Origin of the sequence: Dyadobacter crusticola DSM 16708 (assembly GCF_000701505.1) — a bacterium.
In the GTDB taxonomy this organism is placed as follows: domain Bacteria; phylum Bacteroidota; class Bacteroidia; order Cytophagales; family Spirosomataceae; genus Dyadobacter; species Dyadobacter crusticola.
In genome coordinates, this window is sequence record NZ_JNJB01000005.1 from 461,536 (window position 1) to 484,151 (window position 22,616).

A 22,616-nucleotide genomic window follows, 5' to 3' on the forward strand; every position below is an offset into this window, starting at 1 on the left:
ATAATGGAAACATCAACAAGAAGACGCTCTATCACCGTTGGCCTGTTTGTTATAATAGGGATTCTGATTTTCGTAGTCGGGATACTCACGATTGGTAGTATGAAAAAGATATTTTCCTCTACGATCAGTGTCAAAACCATTTTTGATGATGTTAACGGGCTTAAACCCGGGAATAACATCTGGTACTCTGGCGTGAAGATAGGAACTGTGAAATCCATCCGTTTCCTCGGCAATTCGCGAGTGGAAGTGATGCTGCACATCGAAGAAAAATCGCAGGAATTTATCCGCAAGAATGCGAAAGCCAAAGTCAGCACCGACGGGTTAATCGGAAATAAAATCATTGTCATTTACGGCGGTACGCAGAAGGTACCTTCCATTGAAGACGGCGACGAATTGGTTGTCGAGAAAATAGAAAGTACAGAAGAAATGCTGGCTGTATTATCTGAAAACAATAAAAACCTGCTGGGCATAACCAGCGCTTTCAAGACAATCAGTAAGAACATACTAGCCGGAAAAGGCACCGTGGGTATGCTCCTGAACGATGAGCGGCTTTACAACGACGTAGACCAGACGCTGGCCTCATTGAAAAAAGCCTCGGTCAATGCGCAGCAGATGACCGCTTCCCTGTCAGGATTCACGCAGAAGTTGAACCAGAAAGGCGGACTAGCCAATGATTTCGCTACTGATACAGTGATCATGAAAGATTTGCGCAGCACAATCGGCAGACTGGATGAAACAGTTTCTTCAGCCAATGTGATGGTGAACAATCTGAAAACTGCGAGCGCAGAGCTTAACTCCAACACTACCAGCCCGATCGGTGTGTTACTGCACGACGAAGCCACTGCTGCAAACCTGAAAGGAACACTTCAGAACCTGGAAACCAGCACTGAAAAACTCGACGAAAATATGATGGCGCTACGGTCTAACTTCCTGTTTCGCAGGTACTTCAAGAAGAAAGCGAAGGAAGAATCCAAACAACCGGTAAAAGAAGAAACAAAAACAGAAGTAAATCAATAATTGTTATAGTTTTGCGACGTGCAAGAGTTACCGCTGGTATCCTTGCACGTTTTAATTTTACCTCAACCAAACTTTTACCCCGCATACCCCTAACTCTGAAATAATGGCTTTAAACCTAAATCCAGCCCTCGACCTCACTTATATTGATCAGGCTTACGGAGAAGATCCCGTGATCCTTTACATGATTTTCGATGCATTTCTCAGTGATTCGCTGCCGCGTTGGAGAGCACTGGAACTTGCGCTTGAAACAGACAATAAAAAGGAAGCAGCCAGCATTGTCCACGGGTTAAAACCTTCCTTTACAATGGCGGGATTAACCGGCATTCGGCCACGGGTGGAGATTCTGGAACGGGCTATCAAAGACAATGAAACAACAGACGCGCTGATGAACATGTACATGGAGATCAACATGGATATCAATATTTTCGTACCGATCCTGGAAGGAGAATCCGCCCGTCTCAAAACGCTCTGAGCATTTCAGGAGGAGGCAACAGCACTTTTCCGCCGCGACTTATCCCAGGCGGCACTCTGCGAACCTTTGATATACCTGCGGATCCCGGCAAGTACCGCGTAGTTCATTACGCAGAAATAATAGGGTACAAACAAAGCTTTTACTTTGACTTTCCGCTTCTCGAGAAGCCAGCCAAGTAGTGCCGCCCCATAAAAGAGAATCTGGCCTGTCAGGATCAGGCTGTAAAACCACCCGCCTCCATTGACCACGATCCAGATGTTAAGCACAAATGAAAGGATCATCAGAAATGGGGTAACCGTCCAGCGCAACACGCGGTGGCTGATGTACTGAAAAGACAAAAGTGGATCATGGAATGGGTTAAGGAGTTTTTTCAGGCGCAGAATTGATTGTATCCCACCTGCAGCAATGCGGACCTTCCTCTTCAGTTCCTCCTTGATATCCTCGGACGAAAGCTCAGAAGCGTAGGCGGCAGGCTCGTAAATGATGCGGTAACCCTGCTGCGCAATGCGCATGGAAATCATAAAGTCATCGAGAATAGTATCAGGCTCTACATCCGTGTAAAGCGAATTTCGCACGCTGAACAACTCACCTGCCGCACCGACTACCGAATAAAGCTCCGAATCCCACTTTTTCAATGCTGACTCGTACTTCCAGTAAAAACCTTCGCCCGCCGTCGCATCGGAAACCGCTTCCTGCTGCACGCGTTTTTCACCGGACACCGCTCCCACTGTCGGATCCGCATAGTGCCTTGCAATCAGCAGCAATGCATCTTTGTTGAGAAATGTATTTGCATCGGTAAAAACCACCACTTCCGAATCAACTTCTTTCATGGCCCGGTGCATGGCGAGGATTTTGCCGCTCCTCACTGGTGTATGCATGAGCTTGATCCTGTCGTAAGCAGCTACAAGTTCCGGTGTTCTGTCCGAAGAGCCGTCGGTTACAAATACAAGATTCAGCTTGCCAGCAGGGTAAGACAGCTGCAAGGTATTGGCAATCTTCTCTTCAATAATGCTCTCTTCATTATATGCGGCAATGATCAGCGTCAAAGTCGGGAAATCCTGATCCAGACCCGGTATCGGCCGCTTTCCCTTGACGATCCTGCGCAGTCGTACCAGAATGTACAGCACGATCCCATAGCCAAGAAACGTATAGAAAACGACAAAGAGACTAAGCCAGAAGAGGAGTTCCATATATTAACTTATCAAATTATAACCCAGATTGTTACTATCTGCCTTGTTGCTGAAATGCCACGTAATTGCATTAAAAAACACCGGAATGAAGCTGGATTCTTTGTTTTTAATGTATTTGAAGATGTTTCTTGGGACAACTGTAAGGAGAAAGTAGCAGCAGAAAATAAAAAACGTAAACCCGGAGGCATTTTTCCGGATGAAGAGTATCCGGTTGCGGTTCATGAAAAACTCTTTCAATGCAGTCCTTTTACCCACCGAAACCGATTCTTTATGATAGATCAATGCGGATAAATCAACATGGATTTCGTAACCCGCCTTCCTGATGCGCTCGCACCAGTCCAGCTCTTCATAGTACAGGAAGTAATTTTCAGCCATCAAACCTGCCTTATCAATTGCTTCCCGACGTACCATCATTGCAGCGCCGTGCGCGTAGCCAGTCTCGCCGCTGAGCGAATCGTATTGTCCCCTATCCTCTTCGAACTGGCCAATGCAGGCATTCCGGGCAGTGTAATAGTTCATGGGCGTGTAGCCTGTGTACTGCAGCATGGTCGGGTGATCGAAGTAGTTGATCTTCGGAGAAATCATGCCGATTTTCGGATTTTGGTCTAATTGCGCGACCAGCTTGCCGATCAGGTCCGGTGTAACTTCGGTATCATTATTGATCAGGAAAAGGTAACTGCCCGTGGCTTGGGCGATTCCGATATTATTCCCGCCCGCAAAACCGGTATTTCTTTCAGACCGGATGAATTTGACTTCCGGATAGCGCTGCTGCCAGGCTGGTACCGGATTAATTTTGCTCCCGTTATCGACCACAATTATTTCCAGGTCCGGATAATTGTTAACCTCGTCAAGTGATCTGAGTAAATCTTCGGTAACCTGAGGCTGGTTAAAATTAACCGTCACAATGGAAACTGTCTTCATTGTAAAAATGACTGCGGGAAAGTGTTCGGAATGAGGGAATATTTTCGTTGTTTTGTAGAACTATTTCAAATGTAATAATAAAAATATAGCTTTAACAAATTGTTGTTTAAGACCGCAGGTTTTGTTGAGCAAAGGCAAGTAATTGCAATACCGAACCTCCTTTATCCAAAATCCGCGTCAATCAAGTGAAAATTCCTCGTCTGCTGGAAATCAGGCCGATTAGCATCCCCTCCAAAAAGGTACCGGAAAATGCGCTCCTAGAAGCAAAGGTTGACGAAATAGTTCGGCTGATCAGTCATGCCAATGTAGATAGCAAGCAGGCACTCGAATACAAGGAGCGCATTGCCGAAGCATTCCGCAAAGCCGAAGCTACCAGGAAAAGACTGGCACCGTACGAGGCGCTGGACCAGGATACCCTGTCAAGGGAGGATTTGCTGGAAGGTCTTGAAAAGCTTCTCGCAGAAAACCCGGTTGACAACAGGATTGTAGAGAACAGCCCGGCACGGAAAGGGCTACAGACCGGCATCATGCTGATTTTAGGATTCCTACTGATCACCACAGGATTTGCTATGATCATCATGCCCGCGCCGCCCAGTTTTGAAATTGCTACCGTGTTTTATTTTAATATCAATGACGGCGTAACAATCATGGATTTGGTCTCGCTGATGATCATATTTGGAGGAGTTCTCCTGATTGTTTTAAACTTCAGCAAGAAATGATCACGTTTGCAGATCCGCTGACAAGTGTCAAAAAGATCCTTCTGGTAGAAGATAGTCTGCTGTTTGGCAGGGTAATCGAAGCTGCATTGCGGAAAGCGGGCTACGAATGCGCCTTCTGCGAATCGGCCGGGCAGGCGCTTGATTTTCTTACCAACGAAATCCCCGACCTGATTATCTCCGATTACGATATGCCCGAGATGAACGGTTTTCATTTCAGGCAAGCCGTTTTGATGAACCCGAAGATCAATGAGATACCTTTCGTTTTCCTGACCTCTTTCACCGATAATTCGCTGGTACTGGAAGGTTTGAATATGTATGCGCTTGATTTTATCAATAAGGAAACGCCGATCCCGGTCATTATTTCCAAGCTGAACAACATTATCAAGTCGCTGCAAAACGAACATGTGCGCTCAGTACGTGAGTTGAAGATCGCGGCGGATGCATTGAATGTAAAGTCCATTCCGGTACGTGAGCCGGAACTGGGCGGTTTCCGCGTTTCCTTTTGGCATAAAGGGTTCAGAGGATATCCCGGCGGGGACTTTATCGATTTTGTCCAGGTAGACGACCGGTACTGTTTCGCATTCCTGGGAGATATCATGGGTAAGAAATGGAAAGCCTGGTTTTTCACATTTGGGTTCCTGAGCTATATCCGTGCTGCAATCCGCTTTTGCGTGCTGGACAAAGATTTTGAGCTTGACTTGATTGTTCAAAAGATCAACAAGCTAATCTGTCTGGACGAAAGCCTGCAGAACATTCTTTCGAGCCTCTCATTGCTGCTGCTCGACAGCCACACCGGCGAGGTGCACTATACCGGTGCCGGCGACCTTCCGCTGATCAGCTTTAAGGCATTTAACAGACGCGTTGAAACGGTACAATCATCGGGATTACTGCTGGGTTTGCTGGAAGAAGGAATGTACGACAAGCAGCACATTCAAATGGAGCCTGGCGACCAGCTCGCCATTTTCACGGATGGAATGATCGATATACCTTCAAACAATTCAAAAAAGAGCGATTATCCTTTTTTTGTCGAAAAAATCACCCCCTATCTTGGTCAGAATCAAAGCTTTGAGCTTGTCAAGAAATACGTTTTGGCAATCATCGACGATACCAATCAGGTGGACGATGCCAGTATTATTTTTATCGAAAAATTATAAGCTCCAATGTTATTACAAACCAGTGAAGTGAACGGCGTAATTCAGGTTACAATCCTGCCCGAGGAAGCCAATCTATCCAATGCGGAACTATTTAAGGAAGAAATGATCAGCCTGATGGTCAACGGCGCCAAGCTGATCATCGTGAGCTTTGAAAATGTCAATTACATCGATAGTTCTTTCCTGGGCAGTTTGGTAGTTGCCCTCAAATATGCATTGCCCCGGAACATTGATATATACCTCGTGTCCCTTAAACCGGATGTACATAATTTATTGACGCTGATTAGAATGGACAAAGTATTCAAGATTTACAAAGACCATCAAACGGCGTTGGAAACGCTTCGCTAACGGATGATGGAAACGCGCAACAAGTTTGAGAAAGTGTTCAGATGCGACCTGCAGGGAATTTCAGACATGTTGAATAGCTGTATGGAGTATGTGGAGCAGAGTAGCGTGCCAACAAACGATCTGACCGAGGATCTCAGATCCAGATTTAAGTGGGTTGTGACTGAAATGCTGACGAACGCCATTAAACATTCGGGCGTGCCTGAATGCGCGGTACTGATCCGGAACGATCAGGAAAAGCTCGTGCTGGAAAAAGCAGATACGGGGCTTCCGCTGACGATCAAGCTGGAAAACGGTGCTGGGAAAGTGTCGTGGCCGCTGGAAAGCATTATGCCGCCTGTTGCATTCGAGATTTACCAGAACGGGATCGAGTCGCTGCAGTTGACCGCGCCTAGCACAACCAGAGCAGTCTTTTCGGTGAAAGAAATGCAGCACAGCGATCAGCCGGTTATCTCGGAATCGACCACCGAACATTTCGGATTGCTGATCCTGACGAAGGCTTCGGATGCATTTGAATACGAATACGAAGCAAAAACGGGGACAAACACCTTTCGGTGCATTTTTAATTTGAAACCAAATGGCCAATGAAGCATCGGTTTGAGGTACTTGACATTTTTCGGGGATTGTTTGCGTCGATGGTTTTTCTGTTCCATTTGAGCCCATTCGCAGCTACGCCGATCATCAACAACAGTTTTGTTGATAATGCCGATATGTTCGTTGACTTCTTCTTTGTACTGAGCGGATTTGTGATCGCTTACAGCTATCAGGCGATCTCGTCCGGCGGAGACGTAAAACTTTTCCTCAAAAAACGCTTTTTCAGGATTTATCCGCTGCATTTATTCATGCTGCTCACATTTGTAGCGATTGAATTTGCCAAAAAATCTATGACAGCTTATGTGAAAGTAAATAACCCGGAAGATCCTGACAATAACATTTACACCTTCATTACCTCACTTTTCCTTCTCAACTCAACACCTGTTTTCAACCCCAAAGACGTAAGCTGGAACATACCCAGCTGGTCGATCAGCGCTGAAATGGTGGCTTACATTGTTTTCGCATTTCTGACGCTGACAGTATCTCTGATTGGTTTACAAAAATTGAAAAACTGGTTTTACGCCGCAGTAGTACTGCTAGCCGCTGTCGCGCTTATTTCAGTTCAGGACAGCTTCAAAATTGATTTCACCTTTGACTATGGCTTTCTGAGAGGCATTATCGGCTTTTTTCTTGGGGCAATTTGCGTGTATGTTTTCAGATCAAGCTACGAAACCGTTTCCCGGCTCTCTTCTCCCCTGTTTTCTGTACTTGAAATCCTGGCGGTTGCGGCGATTATCGCGATGATCTGCGCCGGGGCTGCATTGAAGGAAATCGGCTTTGTATATGAAGTACTCTTCTTCGTTTGCATTTACATTTTTGCATTTGAAAAAGGAATATTGTCCGGAATCCTGAAAAGCGTAGGGATACTGCATAGTCTTGGCAAGTACTCCTACTCCATCTACATGTGTCACGCCCTGATGATCAGCCTGTTCAATGTTGCATTCATCCGCGTGCTGAAATTCCCGGAGACAGCTTATTCTTACCTGTTCATTCTGAACTTTCTCATTATCTATCTCTTCTCCGCCTGGACTTACAAGCACATCGAAATGCGGTTTGCTTACAAACCCAAAGCGCGGGTCAATAAAAACAGCAAGGAACCCGAATTGAAAACACCCTAATTGTTCGCCAGTTTAATATCAAATGTATGAGCATTAAAGACAAAATCACGATCGTCGTTGCAACCGATAACCACTACGCAATCCTGCTTGGCGCGTTGATCAAATCCATCGAGATGAATCACAAAACGCACGAGAAAATTGACCTTTACATTATCGACGACGGCATTTCTGAGTCCAGCAAGAAGAAGATCCTTGCGTCCAGCAACCCCGCAATAACGACTATGTACTGGCATAAAACGGCCAGCGTGATCCCGCCGAATGTCAAGATCCCGGTGGATAAATCGGCATTCCCGATCACTACCTATCTGCGACTTTTTGCTCCTTACATTATCCCGAAAGAGACTGAGCGTTTCCTGTACCTGGACGTGGATATGATTTTGAAAGAAGATATTTCAAAACTGTGGCACACCGACTTGCAGGACAAAATGTTTGCGGCAGTACCCGACCTGGCCAAGGTGGTAAGCAGTGAATGGGGCGGTGTTCCTAACTACAAAGAACTCGGATTCGACCCGCAAACCCCGTACTTCAATGCAGGTATGCTGCTTGTAGACCCGATCCAGTGGCGCGCGCAGGATATTTCCAATAAAGTGATCCAATGCATTTACGACAATATTGCATCCGCCAGCTTCCCTGACCAGTATGGTTTGAATGTGGTTTTGGTAAATAAATGGGTAGTGCTCGACCAGCGCTGGAATACATTCGCAGTACTCGAAATCAAAGATCCCTGGCTGATCCATTACCTTGATATCAAACCGATTTTCCAATCTTACAACTGCAACCCTGCCTATAAGGACGAATTTTACAAATACCTGAGAATGACGCCGTGGAAAGACCACAAGCCCGTACCAGACTGGGTGCGACTGAGCAGAAAAGCTTATAACAAATTAAGGAAAATCGTTTCGGGATATCTCAAATAGAATACTTTCAGATGCATAGTTTCGATGATATAACTTTACTCGTAACGCATTACAACAGGAGCACTTCACTCGAAAGGCTACTGAAATCGTTTGAGGACCTCGGCTGCCGGTTCGGGAATATTGTTGTCTCCGACGACGGCAGTAAGCCCGAGCACATTACTTACATCAACTCGCTCAAAAGCACTTACACTTTCGAGCTGGTGACTACGCCGAAAAACCGCGGGCTTGGTAATAACATCAACAAAGGTCAGGACGCTGTTAAAACACCTTACACTTTGTATGTGCAGGAGGATTTCGTCCCTCAGGCGATTTTCCCGGACAAGCTCAGGAGTGCATTCGGTTTTATGCAGGAAAGAAAAGAGCTGGATTTTGTCCGTTTCTATGCCTATTTCAAATATCCGTATCTGAAACCCTACAAAAACGGGTTTTCCGATATGGTGTTCAGCATCTGGAATCCGGGTTACAAGAAGTTTTATTACTACAGCGACCACCCGCATTTGCGCAGAAGCAACTTTTTTGAGCGCTTTGGCCGCTATCCCGAAGGCTTGAAAGTGGAAGTTACCGAATACCGGATGATGATGTCTGTGCTCAAAAACAAGGGTAAAGCTTTGTTTTTCGACGAATACACCACCCTTTTCGATCAGGTAAATTCTTCTGCCGAGCCTAGCACGGTTAAGCGGAATTACTGGCGGGAAACTGAGAACCCGTTTGTCACCATGTCCCGGCATTTGTACCGGCATTTAAAATTCAACTACGATTTCCTGACCTAGTGTCGGCCGGTTTTTATGGCTACTGAAAAGAAGGCGAACGACAAATACTGGCTTAAATCGGGCATCATCAATGTACTGCAAAACCTCACGGGCGTACTTTTCGGCTTTGGCGGGTTTTATCTCATGGTACGAATGCTCGACAAGCATTCATTTGGCGTCTGGACGCTCTTTGCTGCTACAACCACCATTTTCGAAATGGTACGCAGCGGCTTGATACAGAATGCATTGATCAAGTATTTATCGTTTAGTGAGCCCGAAGAACACGACAAGATCCTATCCGCATCATTTGCATTAAGCGGCGGACTCACGCTGGTTTGCATCCTCGTGAACCTGCTCCTGGCGACTTACCTCGGCAGGATCTGGAACTCGCCCGACATCGTGCCGCTTTTCTGGACATATAGTGTCGTTTATCTGTTTTCGGGCATTCTGTCGCAGTTTCACTGGATGGAACAAGCCAACTTCCGTTTCAATGGAATTTTCATTACGAACTTTCTGAAATCGGGTGTATTCTTTTGTTTTCTTGCTTTCTGCTTTTTCTTCAATGTAAAGATCAGGCTGGTTGAGCTGGTTTATGTTCAGGCAGTTGCATTGTTCCTTGCGATTTGTCTGGAATATTACTTCGTCAAAGACCTGCTGAATTTCACATTAAAAGTTACCGGAGAATGGGTTAAGAAATTGCTCAATTATGGTAAATATGCATTTGGGACCTCTATCGGCTCCATTCTTTCAAGTACCATCGACCAGATGATGCTCGGATCGCTGCTTTCGCCGGCCGCCTCGGGTGCATTCAATATTGCAGTCCGGATTATGAACCTGGTTGATATCCCTACCAATGCAATTGCGGTCATCGTGTTTCCGCAAAGTGCGCGGAGGCTTGCCACCGACGGAGAAGCGGCGATCAAGTATTTGTATGAAAAATCGGTAGGTACCATCCTCGCGATACTCATTCCTGCGCTGCTTTTCCTGTTTTTGTTCCCTGAATTCGTGGTGAGTTTCATTGCAGGCGACAAATACACCGAAACGATCCCCATCCTGAAAGTGACCGTTTTATACTGTGTCCTGATCCCGTTCGGCCGGCAGTTTGGTACCATCCTGGATTCTATCGGCAAGCCAAAGATCACATTTGCACTGGTACTACTTAGCGCCACCACCAACCTGGGACTCAACTACATACTGATCACCCGAATGGGCGTAATGGGCGCGGCGTATGCGACATTGATTTCCAATATTGTCAATTTCGCGATTTCTCAGACGATCCTGAACCGCATTCTGCATGTAAACCTGCTGAATACATTTGTATACGCATTCAAATTTTACCCTGAGTTTTTTGCAAAGTATATTAAGCCAAGATTTACCTGATTACTCCATTTCTCCTAACTGACTTAAAGCCGCGTTCCAATGTCATTCTTTCAAAATCCGGATTGGCTAGAAAAATACAACTATCCTTATACCGCTTTCGACCAGATCCCGGACCAGGTTTTTGCTGAAATCAACCACCGGCTCGATTCGAAGAAAGCGGCGGAGCCTCTGGTCACCATCATGATTGCGGCGTGGAATGAAGAAGTAAACCTGCTCCGCTGCGTCGCGACGCTCTCGGATATGGCGACCAAAATTCCATTCGAGATATTGGTTGTCAATAACAATTCGACTGACAAAACGCAACAAACGATTGACAGCCTGCACGTTAGGACTGTATTCCAGGAAATACAAGGTCCAGGCCCCGCGCGCCAGCTCGGCCTGGAAAATGCACGCGGCAAGTACATCCTGCTTGCAGATGCGGATTGTTTTTACCCGAGCTCGTGGATGGACGATATGATGAATGTACTAACCCAGCCTGGCGTGGTGTGTGTGTACGGAAGATATTCTTTCATCAGCGAAGAAGGTTACTCCCGCTGGCAGCTCTCGGTGTTGGAAACGGCCAAAGATCTCATCGCTGAATACCGTCACCTGAACCGTCCATACCTGAATACTTATGGAATCAGTATGGGATTCGTTCGTGAGCCTGCATTGAAAATAGGTTTCGTAATGAAGAATGTCCGGGGTGAAGATGGCCGACTCGCTTATGCCTTAATGAATTACGGTAAAATCAGGCAGGTAAAAGCCAACCGTTCACGTGCCTGGACCGGCGCAAGAACCCTGAAACGAGACGGCAGCTTTTTGAGTCTCTTTACCAAAAGAGTTGTCAAAGAGATCAAGGGATTGTTCTTCAACCTGCATTCAAAAGCACCGAAAGAAATCGAGAAATTATAGCTGATCTACTTTTTGGCAAGTTCCGCGGCAAGTAGTTCCGAAATCTGAGCAACGCGCTTTTCCCAGGTATTGTCCGCAGCAACCTGAATGCGCTCCCGTCTTTTTTCCTCACTATCACTAATCAGGGCTTCATTTATAGCACTTGAAAACGCAGCCGCGTTTGAGCAAAACGCTACCGAATCTTTTGTAAATTCCTTTAAATCATCATTGAAGTTAATGGATACCAGGGGCTTACCTGCTCCCAGGTACTCAAACAATTTCAATGGGAAAATGGTAGCACTCACTTCATCCCGCTTGAAAGGCAACAACGCTACATCAAATCCCTTGATAACCGCAGGCATTTCAGAATAGGGTACACTGCCGGTAAAATGAACATTAGCCGCATTGAAAAACCATTCCGGTATGTACGATTTATCCATTGGCCCTACAAACACGAAGCTCTTATCCGCATTCATTTTGATCACTTCTTCAAGCATTACATAGTCCATTCGCCGCTCGATGTTCCCGAAGTAGCCAATCACAGGCTTTTTAATATCCTTCAAAACAGATGCAACGGGCAATGCAGGATCAAGCGCCTTCTGACTGTGCGTTACATCGGCTGCATTAGGAACAAAGTAGGTATTCGCGTTCAGCTTTTTACTTTGATTATAAAGCTGGCGTGCGGTACAAAACACAATATCACTTTTGCGAAGCAGCTGGTTCTCTGATACTTGCCCGTGACGCGCATCGAAAGGAACAATGATCGGGTCAACACAATGGTAAGCAGTTAATTTGGGACGCAGCCCGTCCATTAAGCCGGGATAATGGAAATTGAAGGAGTTGATAAATATAAAATCCTTGATGCCATATTTCTTGATAATCCTTTTCAGCTTTTCGCGGATCAGAAGCTCATTGATTTTCAGCAAAGAACGGAATAAAATTCCCTCCGGCAAAAAGTTGATCGACAATAAAACGGGTGGAATAATAACCTTGAAATTGGGGTTTTCGGTATCGATTACTTTGTCGTCAAGAACACCGTGATACCCTTTACGTTTCTCATTTTCAGGCTCATTGCGGAGACGCATGTAATCCTTAATGGTAAACGGATGTTCTACGTAAAAGACCTGATTATCCTTTGCCAGCATTTTGGCAATTGTATAATTTGTCGATTCGATTTTTGAATCAAACCGGGGCAATCCAAAAATGATCAGTTGTTGTCCCTCTAATTTCATCGCCAATCGTTTCAGACAAAAAATTCATTTACATAATTCCGTACTTCTTCATCTGTTTTTGCGTGCAGGATCTTTGCACCTGAGAATTGCGGATACAGCTTTTGAAAACAACCAAAATGATGTTCCGGCCCTTTTTTGGAAAAGATCAGGTTAGTGCCTCCAAAGTAACTTGCCAAAGTCGCGGTTCCTCCGTGAATAGAAATAAACTTGCTTGCATTGGCATAAACCATATATTGTAAGTGGTTGAAGTTGTTGGCATTACCTCGGTTCTCTTTGTAAAGATCTTCCATTAATATCACTTCCGGATGATTTTCTATAAGCCACTCATATTCCTTCAGATCATACACTTCACTGTTATCCATCGTGATCTGTTCCGGGCGCGGCCGATTGTAGATAATCGTGTATTTATCTTTAAGCAAAGTGATTATGAATTGTAAAAGCTCAATACTGTAAAAGCTCACCGGCGGACCGTCCCATTCCATATTATAGCGATTGGCGATTATCAGAATGGGCTTACTATAAACGTAAATCTCATTCTTGTAAATCTCTTTCAATGGTACAGGCAGCCACTTGGACATATTATAATCCTGGCTGTAAAGAACTCGCGGCATTTCGAAATTTTTATTGCCAGGTTCGGTCCTTACGTCAAATTCTTCGGTATGTTGTGGTGAGAAAAAGTAGAGTTCTTTGGTGTACTTGGGGGCACTTGTACTTTTCAATGTTCCATTCTTATAGTGCCAGTATGCAAATGGCAGAACAAATTGAAGTTCGCACGCAAATTCGCCCTCGAATGAGAGTTCCTTGTATTTGGGCTTAAAAATATAATCTTTTAACAAATACTTAATCTGAACCAACTTACAAGTGTAGGTATGTCTATAAAAATACCTGAGATCTGGCGGTAAGTTCCCGTATTTCAACAGTACAAAAAAGCTCAGTATTTTATTTAACATATTCAGAATTCTTGATCCCTGAAAAGGTACGGAACTGGTTACATTCTTAAAGTAAAAATACACAAGAATTGCTACCTGTTTAGCAAACCTGACCTAAAAGTGCTAAATTTAAAAGGCTGTCTATGCCAGCACACTGTTTGTTTCGGTTTCATTTGACGTTAAATTGTTTGCCATGAAAAATTTTATCCGGTACCTGCTTCAAAAAACATTATCATTTGAAAATTATCTCTTCCTATTTTCCTTATACTCAATCAGAACCATCGAAGCCGGAAAGTACGAGCCGGAGTTTTTACATTTCTTAAAAATCATCAAAAAGGACGGTATCATACTGGATATCGGCGCTAACATTGGAATCACAGTTGCGCCGCTTGCAAAACGTCACCCCAACGCACAAGTTCACGCATTCGAACCCATTTCGGAAAATTATTCCGCGTTGGACCGGGTTGTCCGATTTTTGAAATTGAAGAATGTCAAACTATTCAATATTGCATTGGGCAGCGAAATGGGAACGTTGAAAATGATTATGCCGGAACGCGGCAATTCCCGGATGCAGGGCCTGAGCAAAGCATATGAAGAAGGCGCAAATGAAACCGGGGTCGTTTACCAGGTGCCGCTGAAAAAATTGGACGATCTCTATCCTACTGAGACCAATATCAATGCAATCAAGATTGATGTGGAGAACTTTGAACTCGAAGTATTTAAAGGATCTTTGAAAGTCTTGGAAAAGAATAAGCCAATGATTTACTGCGAGTTATGGCAAAACGATAACCGTAGACAAGTGTTTGCTCTGCTGAGTGGATTTGGTTATAAATCGTATGTTTTCAACGAAAATAACGAATCACTCGAACCTGTTCAGCATTCAGATTCACTGCCGGCGGGTAACTTCTTTTTTATTCATGGCTGAGCCGGAGAATAAATGAGGATGTATATTAGAAAACAGTAAGTGGTCTGGCAGATTGCTATAATAATGTTAGCTTTGTAAATAATGCTGATCACAGACCAGCAACTATTTATGATATAACCCCTCAAAAATTCAAGAAGAAATGAATAGCACGCCCAACGACACCTCTCTGATTGATTTTGCTTATCTGCAGGAAATTACCGGCGGAGATGATGAATTGAAACATGAATTAATCAGCATGTTTGAATCAGAAACGGTTATCCAACTTGATAACATCCGTGATAATTGCAAAGCAGGCAATCTTGACCTGCTGAAACAATCCATTCACAAATACAGATCCTCATTATTTTCAGTTGGGCTACTAAATACTGCTGCCAAATACAAAGAAATCGAAACTGCATTAAAAAGAAATGAAACTGTTCCCAATCTGGCAATTCAATTAGCAGATCTGGAACTGGAATCCAATGCAGGTTTGGAACTTCTTAAATCCTGATCAATTTTCCTTTAAACTTTTTGCTGTTTCCCTCTTGTCGATCAGGTAAGTGGTGTGCACAATAGCGGCTGCAATATAGAAGAGGATATTGTTTGGAAATTGTACCAAAGCTTCCTGCGGAAAATTGCCAATATTTAGCGAGAAAATTACCAAAGTCATCGCAAGACAGTAAGTCTTCAATTCTGGATTTTTGATTCGGTAAAAATTCGTGATCCCCATCTTTAATATAGAATACATTAAAAAGCAAAAGATCAGTAATCCAATCCAGCCAAGTTCCACCGCCACACGAATATAGCCGCTGTCGGGTGGGAATGTCGCCAGAAAAGAATTAGGTGAAAACCGGGCGCCCCAGGCTCCGGTTGATCCTAGTCCGCCGCCGATCGGGTGCGTTAAAATATATGGTTGTATTTTCTTCTGATTGGCCTTCCTTACATTGAACGAAGCATCATCAGAAGGCCGGAATGCAGTTTGAAAACGTGCAATGGTAGGATTTGAAGTTGGAATGACAATCAGGATAATGATGAAAACGGCCGCCACGCACGAGGCAAACATGATCTTTTTACTGAAATTTAGTAATGCAAAGGGAATCAGCGAAGCCGGTACAAGTACGTAAGCGCCGCGCGTTCCGGAATACAACATTGCCAGGAGAAATGCGCCTATCATCACGACCAGGATGATCTTTTTCAGCAGACTTGCTTTCGCCGATAACAATGCTACACAGATCAAGCTCGCGCCTACCATTGTATAAGAAAAAGATACAGGGTCAGAAAAGATCGAATATTTCCGCCACGCACCATTGATATATAACAGGCTCACCTGCATCGGATCGCTCCATAAGTCAGCCAACTCAGCCGGGGCGATGCCGATATATTCCTGTTTGAAGCCATAAATAGCACCACAAACTGCCAGTACCAGCCACGTTTTCATAATTATCCGAATTGCATTTACAGATCTGAGGTAGTATACAAACACAAAATACATGATCGTGACAGCAGCTACCGACCGCACCGTGTACACCCAAGCGAGCCGCGACTCAGCCCAGGGATTTGCAACCTGGATCAGATTGTAGCCGATCCAGATCAGGATCATCAGAGAAACCGGGTTCTTGAATGTACTGATATTCCAATCTCCCTTTTGTTTCAATTTGATCAGAAAGCCTACGATCAGCAGCGCTTCCAGTCCGTCCATTAGAGTTCCGAGCGGGAAATTAATACCGAGCCGCAGGATGAAAAAGAGGAAAAAACCCATTGTAAGCAGCACAACAATGCCGAAAATCGGGTAAACCACTACTGCATAAACGGCAGGTATCGCAATCATAGCAACCAGCACCAGCAGACCGGCAACCATTCCGCCATAAATCGTAGCAAGCCCCAACCCGATTGCAGCCAATGCAAGCAGCACCATTCCGACAGGCGTACTTACCTTGTCGATAATCGGCAAATGGATCAAACGCCTATCTGATTCCGCTGATAATTCGTATTTCAATATCGTAACAGTTAGAAGAACAGGATCTTGAAAAAGAAAACAAATACGCTGACAAATGCGATAATAAGCGCAATCGTCCGGGTCAGCGTCTGAATTTGCGTGAGCTCAGGATCGTTCGATTTTTTCTTTGTTTTTTGGGAGGGGAATACTTTCATTCTGCTTAGGGTGCTTTACGGTAATTGTGCTTTGTTGCAACTGAAATCTTATTCGCTTTTCTGGCTTTAAGCAGCGAGAGCACCTGGTAGTACATAAAAACGGGAATCGACGTAAGTGACCGGAGAATGCGCTTATCGACTGAACTATCAAAAAGAGGCACCAGAAATCCGGCCACAAAAGTGAGCAATGCAGCCAGCCACCACGCGCTCATCAATGGATCGATCCAGAGATTGATGAACATGAACAGTACTGAAATAATCAGAAAAATGAAGAGCGGAGGCCGCAGCAGCACGAAGCCAAAGAGGAACTGGTTCCAGTTCAGGTTTTTCACGCCACTGAAAATCAGGTCGAATCCAAACTTGAAGTATTTGAACCAGGTATTAATCCAGCGCGAGCGCTGGTTGACAAGCTGCCCGGATTCAGATGTTTTTTCGTCCCACACCACAGCCTCTTCGCGGAATGCAATTCGGTGCTTGCGTGTGATGATTTCTTTTTGGAGTATTTTGTCAAAACCGGCTCCTACTATATCCAATTTACCCAGCGCCTCTTTGTACAATTCCACTGTAAAAGCCATTCCCGAACCGGAAAGCGTGGCCGATGAACCTGCTTCGAAGAGTAATTGACCATCATAGAAGTGATAGTAAATGTCGCGGGCAGCGTCCAGACAAGCATAAACAGAATCGAGGTTCTTTGCTTTTCTTACACCTTGAACCGCCACAAATCCATCATTGAAACAAACATCCAGCTCATTCAGCAGCTCCGGGTCAACGATATTGTCGCTATCAATGATCACAAGTCGCTCGTGCGCTCTCCTGAAATGGTTGATCGCGTAGAAATGCGAACGTGTGTTACTGGCCAGCACAGTTGGCGGGTGCAGTACGATTACCCGGTCACTTTCCAGGTTCAGCCCGGAAGCGTCACATTTATCTGCGACTACATAAACCAGGTAATTGGAATAGTTAAGCCTTGATATAGAAGCAATAACGTCAGGCAGCTGCTGCGTTTGCTCATAAGTCGCTACGATCAGCGCGTAATCTGCTTCCGGAAGTTTTACAGGTTTCTGATCAACCTTCTCCTTTTTGGTAAACAGATTGAACATCAGCAGTAATACCGGAAAAATCAGGTAAAAGCCGATTGCCATCTGGCATAACCACCATAAGAACCAGACTATTGTCATTCCGTTACTTGTTTGGAGACTCTTCCAGATTGCTTCAAAATATCCTGCGCGCCAGTCAATACCCAGCCTGCCATTTTTCCATTCAGACCTTTGAGATACTCAATTTTTGACCGGTCTTCGTAAGAAATGCTGTGCCCGCTTTCAAAAACTGCTACTACTGCATCCGAGAATGTGATCCATTCTTTGGCTTTGTTCATGGATACCAGTGAACCTGCGTCGACCAGAATCGTATCATACTGGGTTTTCAATGTTGCGAGCGCCTCTTTGATCCGCGCTTCGTCGGCCAGTTCGAGCAGCGACACGTCACCACCTTTGTTGGCCAGGATTGAAATAGAACCATTTGCAGCAGCTGTAACCGTATCCCCTTTCGTAAGGTAATCTTCCAGGTAGCGCGAGCCGGTGTTCAGCTTTGTAATATCGGCCGCATTGAAATTACCATCGATAATCAATACCCTTTTGTTGATTTTGGAGAATGCCCAGGCAAGGCTCAAAGTCAGCAAAGTCTTCCCGCTTCCTTCCGAAAGGCTGGTAACCGAAAGGATCTTTGGGTCCGGATATTCATTGTCCAGCTCGAAACGAATGGACCGGATCAGGTTCCTGAAAAGTTCTATTTTGCCTTCGGTGGTATGTTCATTCTGCAATTCACTAATAGGAAAACCGCCGCCAAGCTGATTGACAAAACCCAGCACAGGCCGGTCGGTTGCATTCGCAAGCTGCTGCGGATAGCGAATTGAGGAGTCGAAAAAGTAAAGGATAAAGAGAATGAACAGGCAGAATGCAAAGCTGATCACGCCGGAAAGGATCACCAGTACGATCTTTTTAGAAGGCTGGATTACGCCAGGAAGCGCTCTTTCAGCGATTTTGAGCGTGGCAGGAAAGCTGGAAAGCATTCTGGCGTCGTTGTACTTCTGGAGTGCTTCCATGTACTCGCGGCCGGCAATGTCAATGGCAGTTTCAAACTCCTGTACCCGCGCTTCATTCGGTACCAGCCCGTCAAACTTGTTGTTCAAAGCTTTCAGCTCTGCTTCGATCGTCTCCAGACTGTTAGCGGCAAGGTCGCGCTCCACTTCCATTGTCAACTTTTGAGAGACCAGATTTTCTTTGATAGAGAGCGGACTGTAAACGTACCTGTCGGTAGATTCATCAATTTGCGCAGACAATTTCGTCTGGATCGAGTCCAGAGTTGCCTTGTACTTGGGATCAAAATTGCTCTTTACATAAGCTTCATTCACAGTTCTAAGCCGCTGTTTTGTAGCAACAATGCTCTGGTTGATGCCGGAAACGGCACTTTCGAAGTATTTACGGTCGTTCGCGCTGAATTTATTGTCGATATTCCTGATCGCCACACCGTATGCAATAACATCTTTCTTGGCTACTTCTCTTCTCAACTCGAACTCGGCCATTTGTCCGTACAAACTTTTAGCCTGTTCGTCCAGGTTTAGTACCCGGTTTCGGATCTTGTAATCGCGTAATCCATTCATTTGGACACGCAGCGCCATTCTTTTCTGTTCAAGAAAATCAGCAAGAAAGCTGATCGTACGGTTGTAAGTGTCTGTCAAACGTGTCGAATACATTTTGATAAACTCACTACCGAGCGTATTAATCACAAACGACGCCATCAAGGAGTTATCCGCCTCGTATTCGATATTGATAAAATCACTGTTGGAAAGCCGGAAAATAGTAAGCTTCTTTTGTAAAGACTCGGCGTCGTAGCCCATATCTTTTAAAATCACCTGCAACTTCTTCTCCTGCGGAACCGCGGGTGAGAGCTCCTGCTGCGTCTTGTACTTCTGTGTCAGCAGGTTTACAGCCTGGCTTCGTGCATTCTGGTCCATTGCCTGCAACTCTTTTGAAGCCGAGCGGAAATCATCTTTTTCCGCCGCTTTCAGATCGTGGAGCAACAGCTGATACGAAACCTGATCGAGCACTTTCTTCTGCGACATCATCTGAATGATGTTGTCAAACTTTCTGGCAATCTCGAAATCCTGCTCAGTGCCATTGTTCATCAACCCCTGCTCGGTCTTGTCAACCAGCCCCGTTGCAATGCTTCCGTGCGATTTGAACTGGTCAGGCAGTGATTTTACCAGGAAATACGCTGCTACTACCGTGATCAGCGGCACAAAGATCAGTACGAACTTATTTCTATATAATATTCTCAGAAATTGCGAGAGCTCTGTCATTTGATGTCTTCCAATTTTTGTCCTAATAATTCTTCCAAAGCGCTTTTAGAGATAAGCACATCTGCCTCTGCCGATACCTTGGCCTGCTGCCGGTCCGATATCACCACCAAAGCTTTACTGTACTCTTCCAGCGTAGTCTCGCCTTTTTCGTACTTGTATTTCAGCTCTTCTGCAAGCGCTTCCACGTCATGCAATGCATCAGACTTGATCCGCAGCAGCACTTTGTACTGCGCATAAGCAAAGTAGCGCTGCTTCACATCGGCTTCCAGGTTCAGCAGGTAAGTGTCCCGGTCGTGCTCTACAGCCTTTAATTCACTCTTTGCCTGCCTGATCAAAGACGGCTTTTGCAAAAGCGAGCCGATGTTCACGAAAAAGCCAAACTGGTATCCGTTCAGGAAATTGGGATTGATGGTGGAGGCCAGCCGATCCGGACTGTACAGGTAAGAGAAGGAAAGGATCTCAAAATAGGAAAGCTTCATTTTTTTGGCATTGTAAGTGCCGGCGTCAACCCTCGACTGATACAACTTCAACTTAGGGTAGTTTTTCTTGGCGATCTCCACCAGCTTTTCGAGATAAGAAAAGGAAATTTCGTCCGACAATGCATTTTGTGCCTTCGCGGGAGCCAGTGAGATCAGGAAAATTATCAGGTAGCAGAAATATTTCATTTAGAGAATTTAAGTGAGTAGTAGTTCTGAGGGGGGTATGGGGGGTATCTAAACGTTTTCTGATTGTAATAGTGCAGGGAAGGTTTTTAGAATGATCTGCATATCCATTTTGAATGAAAATTCCTTCGCATAGGTAATGTCAAGTTGTGTTCTTTCTTCTTCTGACATATCTGCTTTTCCTTTTCCTCTCTTGGTAACCTGCCAGAGGCCAGTCAATCCGGCCGGTCCCGCAAAACGGAAGATTTTATCGTCAGTAGTCATTTTTTCAGCTTCATAAAGCGGCAGCGGCCGGTTGCCCACCAGCGACATATCGCCTTTCAAAATGTTGATCAGCTGCGGAAGCTCATCGAGACTGGAATTGCGCAGGAACTGGCCGAACCGCGTGATCCTCGGATCATTCTGGAACTTCATAAAAGCCGCTTTCTGCTCCTTCTGAAAGTGGTACAGCTTTTCGCAAATCTCCTTACCATCGTGAAACAGCAAACTTTTGCATTGATTTCCTGCCTGACACTCCGCACAAAGCCCATTGCTCTCTATTTGCTGTACAGGCTCGGTCGTTTTGTTGTACATACTCAATGCAGCCATTTTGCGGATCTGCTGGTCGGCATCAGTACGCATCGTGCGGAACTTGTAGAGATCGAAGATCTTGTATCCGCTGCCTACCCTTTTTGATTTATAAAAAACAGGACCTTTTGAGTCCAGTCGGATCAGGATAGCAACAATAATGAAAACCGGCAGAAGCAAAAGAACCGCTGTACCTGTGGTGATTACATCAATTGCCCGCTTCCATAATGGCGTATGCGCGCTTTGGCTGCCAATCTTTTGGAGCGCTTTGTTGGCAACATACCACTGTCTCTTCTTGAAATACTTGATCCGGGTAATGAGGTCACCGTCGTCGAAGCGGACGGAGAAAACATCGTCAGCGTGCTTTTTCCGTGCAGTTTCAATCGAATCGCGCGTGAGCTGGTCTACCATTAATACAAATGGGATATTCCCGAATTTCGCTGTGCCGCGGATGTAATCGAGCAGCTCAACGCCGCCACTGTTCACATGCGCCACGATTACGTCGGCCGGAAAATTTTCCTGCAGTGCAGCTAGCAAACTTTCCCGGTCGCTGAAATACTCTACCTGAAGGGCATCTGCAAAACGTTCAGAGAAATGAATGTAATGATCAAAATCGGCATTCAGGTACATAACCCTGAACTGAGCCGCGAAAGACCTGGTCTCGGCATTCGGGCTCGGGATTTCACTGGCAGTTTCCATCTTATCTAAACTGATTAGGAGTATCTTTTGGCGCGGCGCAGGATCGCATTGATCTTGGCGTGTACCTCCATTGGATTGAAGGGTTTCACCATAAAATCATCGGCTCCAAGATTAAGGCATTGGATACGCTCGCTGCTTTCGTCGGAGCCTGAAAGGATGATAATGGGTATTTCCGAGTACAGGTTGCTCGCTTTGGTCACTTTCAAAAATTCCTTACCGCTCAGGTTCGGCATGTTCAGGTCCGCAATGATCAAATCGGCGTGATTCCCTTCTTCCAGCCAGAGCATACCCTCCGAGCCGTCACTTTTGATAATCACGTTGAAGTCCTTTTTTAAAAAGTGCTCCAATATCTTGGTGATACTCGGCTCGTCGTCGATAATCAACAGACTTCTTTTAATGTCCATGGGTTATGTAAATATTAATCAAATACTGATATAGGTCTTAAATGTGCTCGTTATACCGCAGAATTCATCGTAGTGTGCATTCAAACTAGTTGACTTTTCTGACAGACTTGCCGACAAAATAGTTTTGTAGATTTAGTCATAATACTTATCATAACAAAACAGGAAATTGAAAAGGTAAGTCCGATTGTGTCACCATTGTTTTGCTCGTCCTGAGTGTCCTTCTTCATTGTTAAGGCTAATTCCAAGTCGTTCAGGACAATAGCAAGC

General features: G+C 45.1%; 24 protein-coding genes. 13 read left to right on the forward strand and 11 right to left on the reverse strand.

The genetic code is table 11. The annotated features are described in order from the left end of the window. The first annotated feature begins 3 nt into the window (after positions 1-3). Together Q369_RS0108220 and Q369_RS0108225 are read left to right on the forward strand one after the other, a co-directional pair. The gene (locus tag Q369_RS0108220) at positions 4-1,017 is read left to right on the forward strand and encodes an MlaD family protein (RefSeq protein ID WP_031527326.1); all 1,014 of its coding nucleotides are present in this window, start codon (positions 4-6) and stop codon (positions 1,015-1,017) included. 103 nt (positions 1,018-1,120) lie between these two features. Beyond that, entirely contained in the window at positions 1,121-1,489 is a 369-nt protein-coding gene (locus tag Q369_RS0108225; RefSeq protein WP_031527327.1) for an Hpt domain-containing protein, read from the forward strand. Between the two features lie 5 nt (positions 1,490-1,494). On the opposite strand, the gene Q369_RS0108230 is transcribed toward Q369_RS0108225, so the two are convergent. Both Q369_RS0108230 and Q369_RS0108235 read right to left on the reverse strand, forming a co-directional pair. Then, entirely contained in the window at positions 1,495-2,679 is a 1,185-nt protein-coding gene (locus Q369_RS0108230; protein ID WP_031527328.1) for a glycosyltransferase family 2 protein, read from the reverse strand. A 3-nt stretch (positions 2,680-2,682) separates the two neighbouring features. Next, positions 2,683-3,600, reverse strand: coding sequence for a glycosyltransferase family 2 protein (locus Q369_RS0108235; RefSeq protein ID WP_031527329.1), 918 nt, complete (start codon positions 3,598-3,600; stop codon positions 2,683-2,685). Positions 3,601-3,785: 185 nt separating this feature from the next. On the opposite strand from Q369_RS0108235, the gene Q369_RS0108240 reads away from it, so the two are divergent. Genes Q369_RS0108240 through Q369_RS0108280 form a run of 9 tightly spaced genes read left to right on the forward strand, consistent with a single transcriptional unit; the run spans position 3,786 to position 11,464 of the window. Beyond that, on the forward strand, positions 3,786-4,319 hold the full coding sequence (locus tag Q369_RS0108240) for a hypothetical protein (RefSeq protein WP_031527330.1): 534 nt from the start codon (positions 3,786-3,788) through the stop codon (positions 4,317-4,319). Further along, complete coding sequence (locus tag Q369_RS0108245; protein ID WP_031527331.1) at positions 4,316-5,473, forward strand: response regulator; 1,158 nt, start codon at positions 4,316-4,318, stop codon at positions 5,471-5,473. Before Q369_RS0108240 ends, Q369_RS0108245 begins: the two co-directional genes overlap by 4 nt. Positions 5,474-5,479: 6 nt before the next feature. Next, the gene (locus tag Q369_RS0108250; RefSeq protein WP_031527332.1) at positions 5,480-5,818 is read left to right on the forward strand and encodes an STAS domain-containing protein; all 339 of its coding nucleotides are present in this window, start codon (positions 5,480-5,482) and stop codon (positions 5,816-5,818) included. Between the two features lie 3 nt (positions 5,819-5,821). Continuing rightward, a complete protein-coding gene (locus Q369_RS0108255; RefSeq protein WP_157488102.1) occupies positions 5,822-6,403 on the forward strand; it encodes an ATP-binding protein in 582 nt (193 codons plus the stop codon). After that, the gene (locus Q369_RS0108260) at positions 6,400-7,527 is read left to right on the forward strand and encodes an acyltransferase family protein (protein WP_031527334.1); all 1,128 of its coding nucleotides are present in this window, start codon (positions 6,400-6,402) and stop codon (positions 7,525-7,527) included. Before Q369_RS0108255 ends, Q369_RS0108260 begins: the two co-directional genes overlap by 4 nt. Positions 7,528-7,553: 26 nt before the next feature. Next, positions 7,554-8,444, forward strand: a complete 891-nt coding sequence (locus Q369_RS0108265; protein WP_031527335.1) for a glycosyltransferase family 8 protein — start codon at positions 7,554-7,556, stop codon at positions 8,442-8,444. Between the two features lie 11 nt (positions 8,445-8,455). After that, the gene (locus Q369_RS0108270; protein WP_031527336.1) at positions 8,456-9,214 is read left to right on the forward strand and encodes a glycosyltransferase; all 759 of its coding nucleotides are present in this window, start codon (positions 8,456-8,458) and stop codon (positions 9,212-9,214) included. Between the two features lie 15 nt (positions 9,215-9,229). Beyond that, a complete protein-coding gene (locus Q369_RS0108275; RefSeq protein ID WP_031527337.1) occupies positions 9,230-10,573 on the forward strand; it encodes a flippase in 1,344 nt (447 codons plus the stop codon). A 39-nt stretch (positions 10,574-10,612) separates the two neighbouring features. Beyond that, the gene (locus tag Q369_RS0108280) at positions 10,613-11,464 is read left to right on the forward strand and encodes a glycosyltransferase family 2 protein (RefSeq protein ID WP_031527338.1); all 852 of its coding nucleotides are present in this window, start codon (positions 10,613-10,615) and stop codon (positions 11,462-11,464) included. 5 nt (positions 11,465-11,469) lie between these two features. On the opposite strand, the gene Q369_RS0108285 is transcribed toward Q369_RS0108280, so the two are convergent. Next, entirely contained in the window at positions 11,470-12,675 is a 1,206-nt protein-coding gene (locus tag Q369_RS0108285; RefSeq protein WP_031527339.1) for a glycosyltransferase family protein, read from the reverse strand. A gap of 11 nt (positions 12,676-12,686) precedes the next feature. Beyond that, positions 12,687-13,511 (reverse strand): hypothetical protein, encoded by an 825-nt coding sequence (locus Q369_RS0108290; RefSeq protein WP_229206771.1) that lies wholly within the window; start codon positions 13,509-13,511, stop codon positions 12,687-12,689. A 286-nt stretch (positions 13,512-13,797) separates the two neighbouring features. Between Q369_RS0108290 and Q369_RS0108295 the strand changes: the two genes are divergently transcribed. Then, entirely contained in the window at positions 13,798-14,529 is a 732-nt protein-coding gene (locus Q369_RS0108295; RefSeq protein ID WP_031527341.1) for an FkbM family methyltransferase, read from the forward strand. Positions 14,530-14,668: 139 nt separating this feature from the next. After that, positions 14,669-15,019, forward strand: a complete 351-nt coding sequence (locus tag Q369_RS0108300) for an Hpt domain-containing protein (RefSeq protein ID WP_031527342.1) — start codon at positions 14,669-14,671, stop codon at positions 15,017-15,019. Here Q369_RS0108300 and Q369_RS0108305 read toward each other — a convergent pair whose 3' ends face one another. Genes Q369_RS0108305 through Q369_RS0108335 form a run of 7 tightly spaced genes read right to left on the reverse strand, consistent with a single transcriptional unit; the run spans position 15,020 to position 22,349 of the window. Continuing rightward, a complete protein-coding gene (locus tag Q369_RS0108305; RefSeq protein ID WP_157488104.1) occupies positions 15,020-16,504 on the reverse strand; it encodes an O-antigen ligase family protein in 1,485 nt (494 codons plus the stop codon). An 11-nt stretch (positions 16,505-16,515) separates the two neighbouring features. Continuing rightward, the gene (locus Q369_RS29255; RefSeq protein ID WP_169739241.1) at positions 16,516-16,659 is read right to left on the reverse strand and encodes a hypothetical protein; all 144 of its coding nucleotides are present in this window, start codon (positions 16,657-16,659) and stop codon (positions 16,516-16,518) included. 5 nt (positions 16,660-16,664) lie between these two features. Continuing rightward, entirely contained in the window at positions 16,665-17,837 is a 1,173-nt protein-coding gene (locus Q369_RS0108315) for a glycosyltransferase (protein WP_031527344.1), read from the reverse strand. Beyond that, entirely contained in the window at positions 17,834-20,017 is a 2,184-nt protein-coding gene (locus tag Q369_RS0108320; RefSeq protein WP_031527345.1) for an AAA family ATPase, read from the reverse strand. Before Q369_RS0108320 ends, Q369_RS0108315 begins: the two co-directional genes overlap by 4 nt. Then, positions 20,014-20,682, reverse strand: coding sequence for a TolC family protein (locus Q369_RS0108325; protein ID WP_051663965.1), 669 nt, complete (start codon positions 20,680-20,682; stop codon positions 20,014-20,016). The genes Q369_RS0108320 and Q369_RS0108325 overlap by 4 nt, the downstream gene beginning before the upstream one ends. Positions 20,683-20,730: 48 nt before the next feature. Next, positions 20,731-21,945, reverse strand: a complete 1,215-nt coding sequence (locus Q369_RS0108330) for a sugar transferase (protein ID WP_051663966.1) — start codon at positions 21,943-21,945, stop codon at positions 20,731-20,733. A gap of 14 nt (positions 21,946-21,959) precedes the next feature. Continuing rightward, on the reverse strand, positions 21,960-22,349 hold the full coding sequence (locus tag Q369_RS0108335) for a response regulator transcription factor (RefSeq protein ID WP_031527348.1): 390 nt from the start codon (positions 22,347-22,349) through the stop codon (positions 21,960-21,962). Between the last annotated feature and the right edge of the window lie 267 nt (positions 22,350-22,616).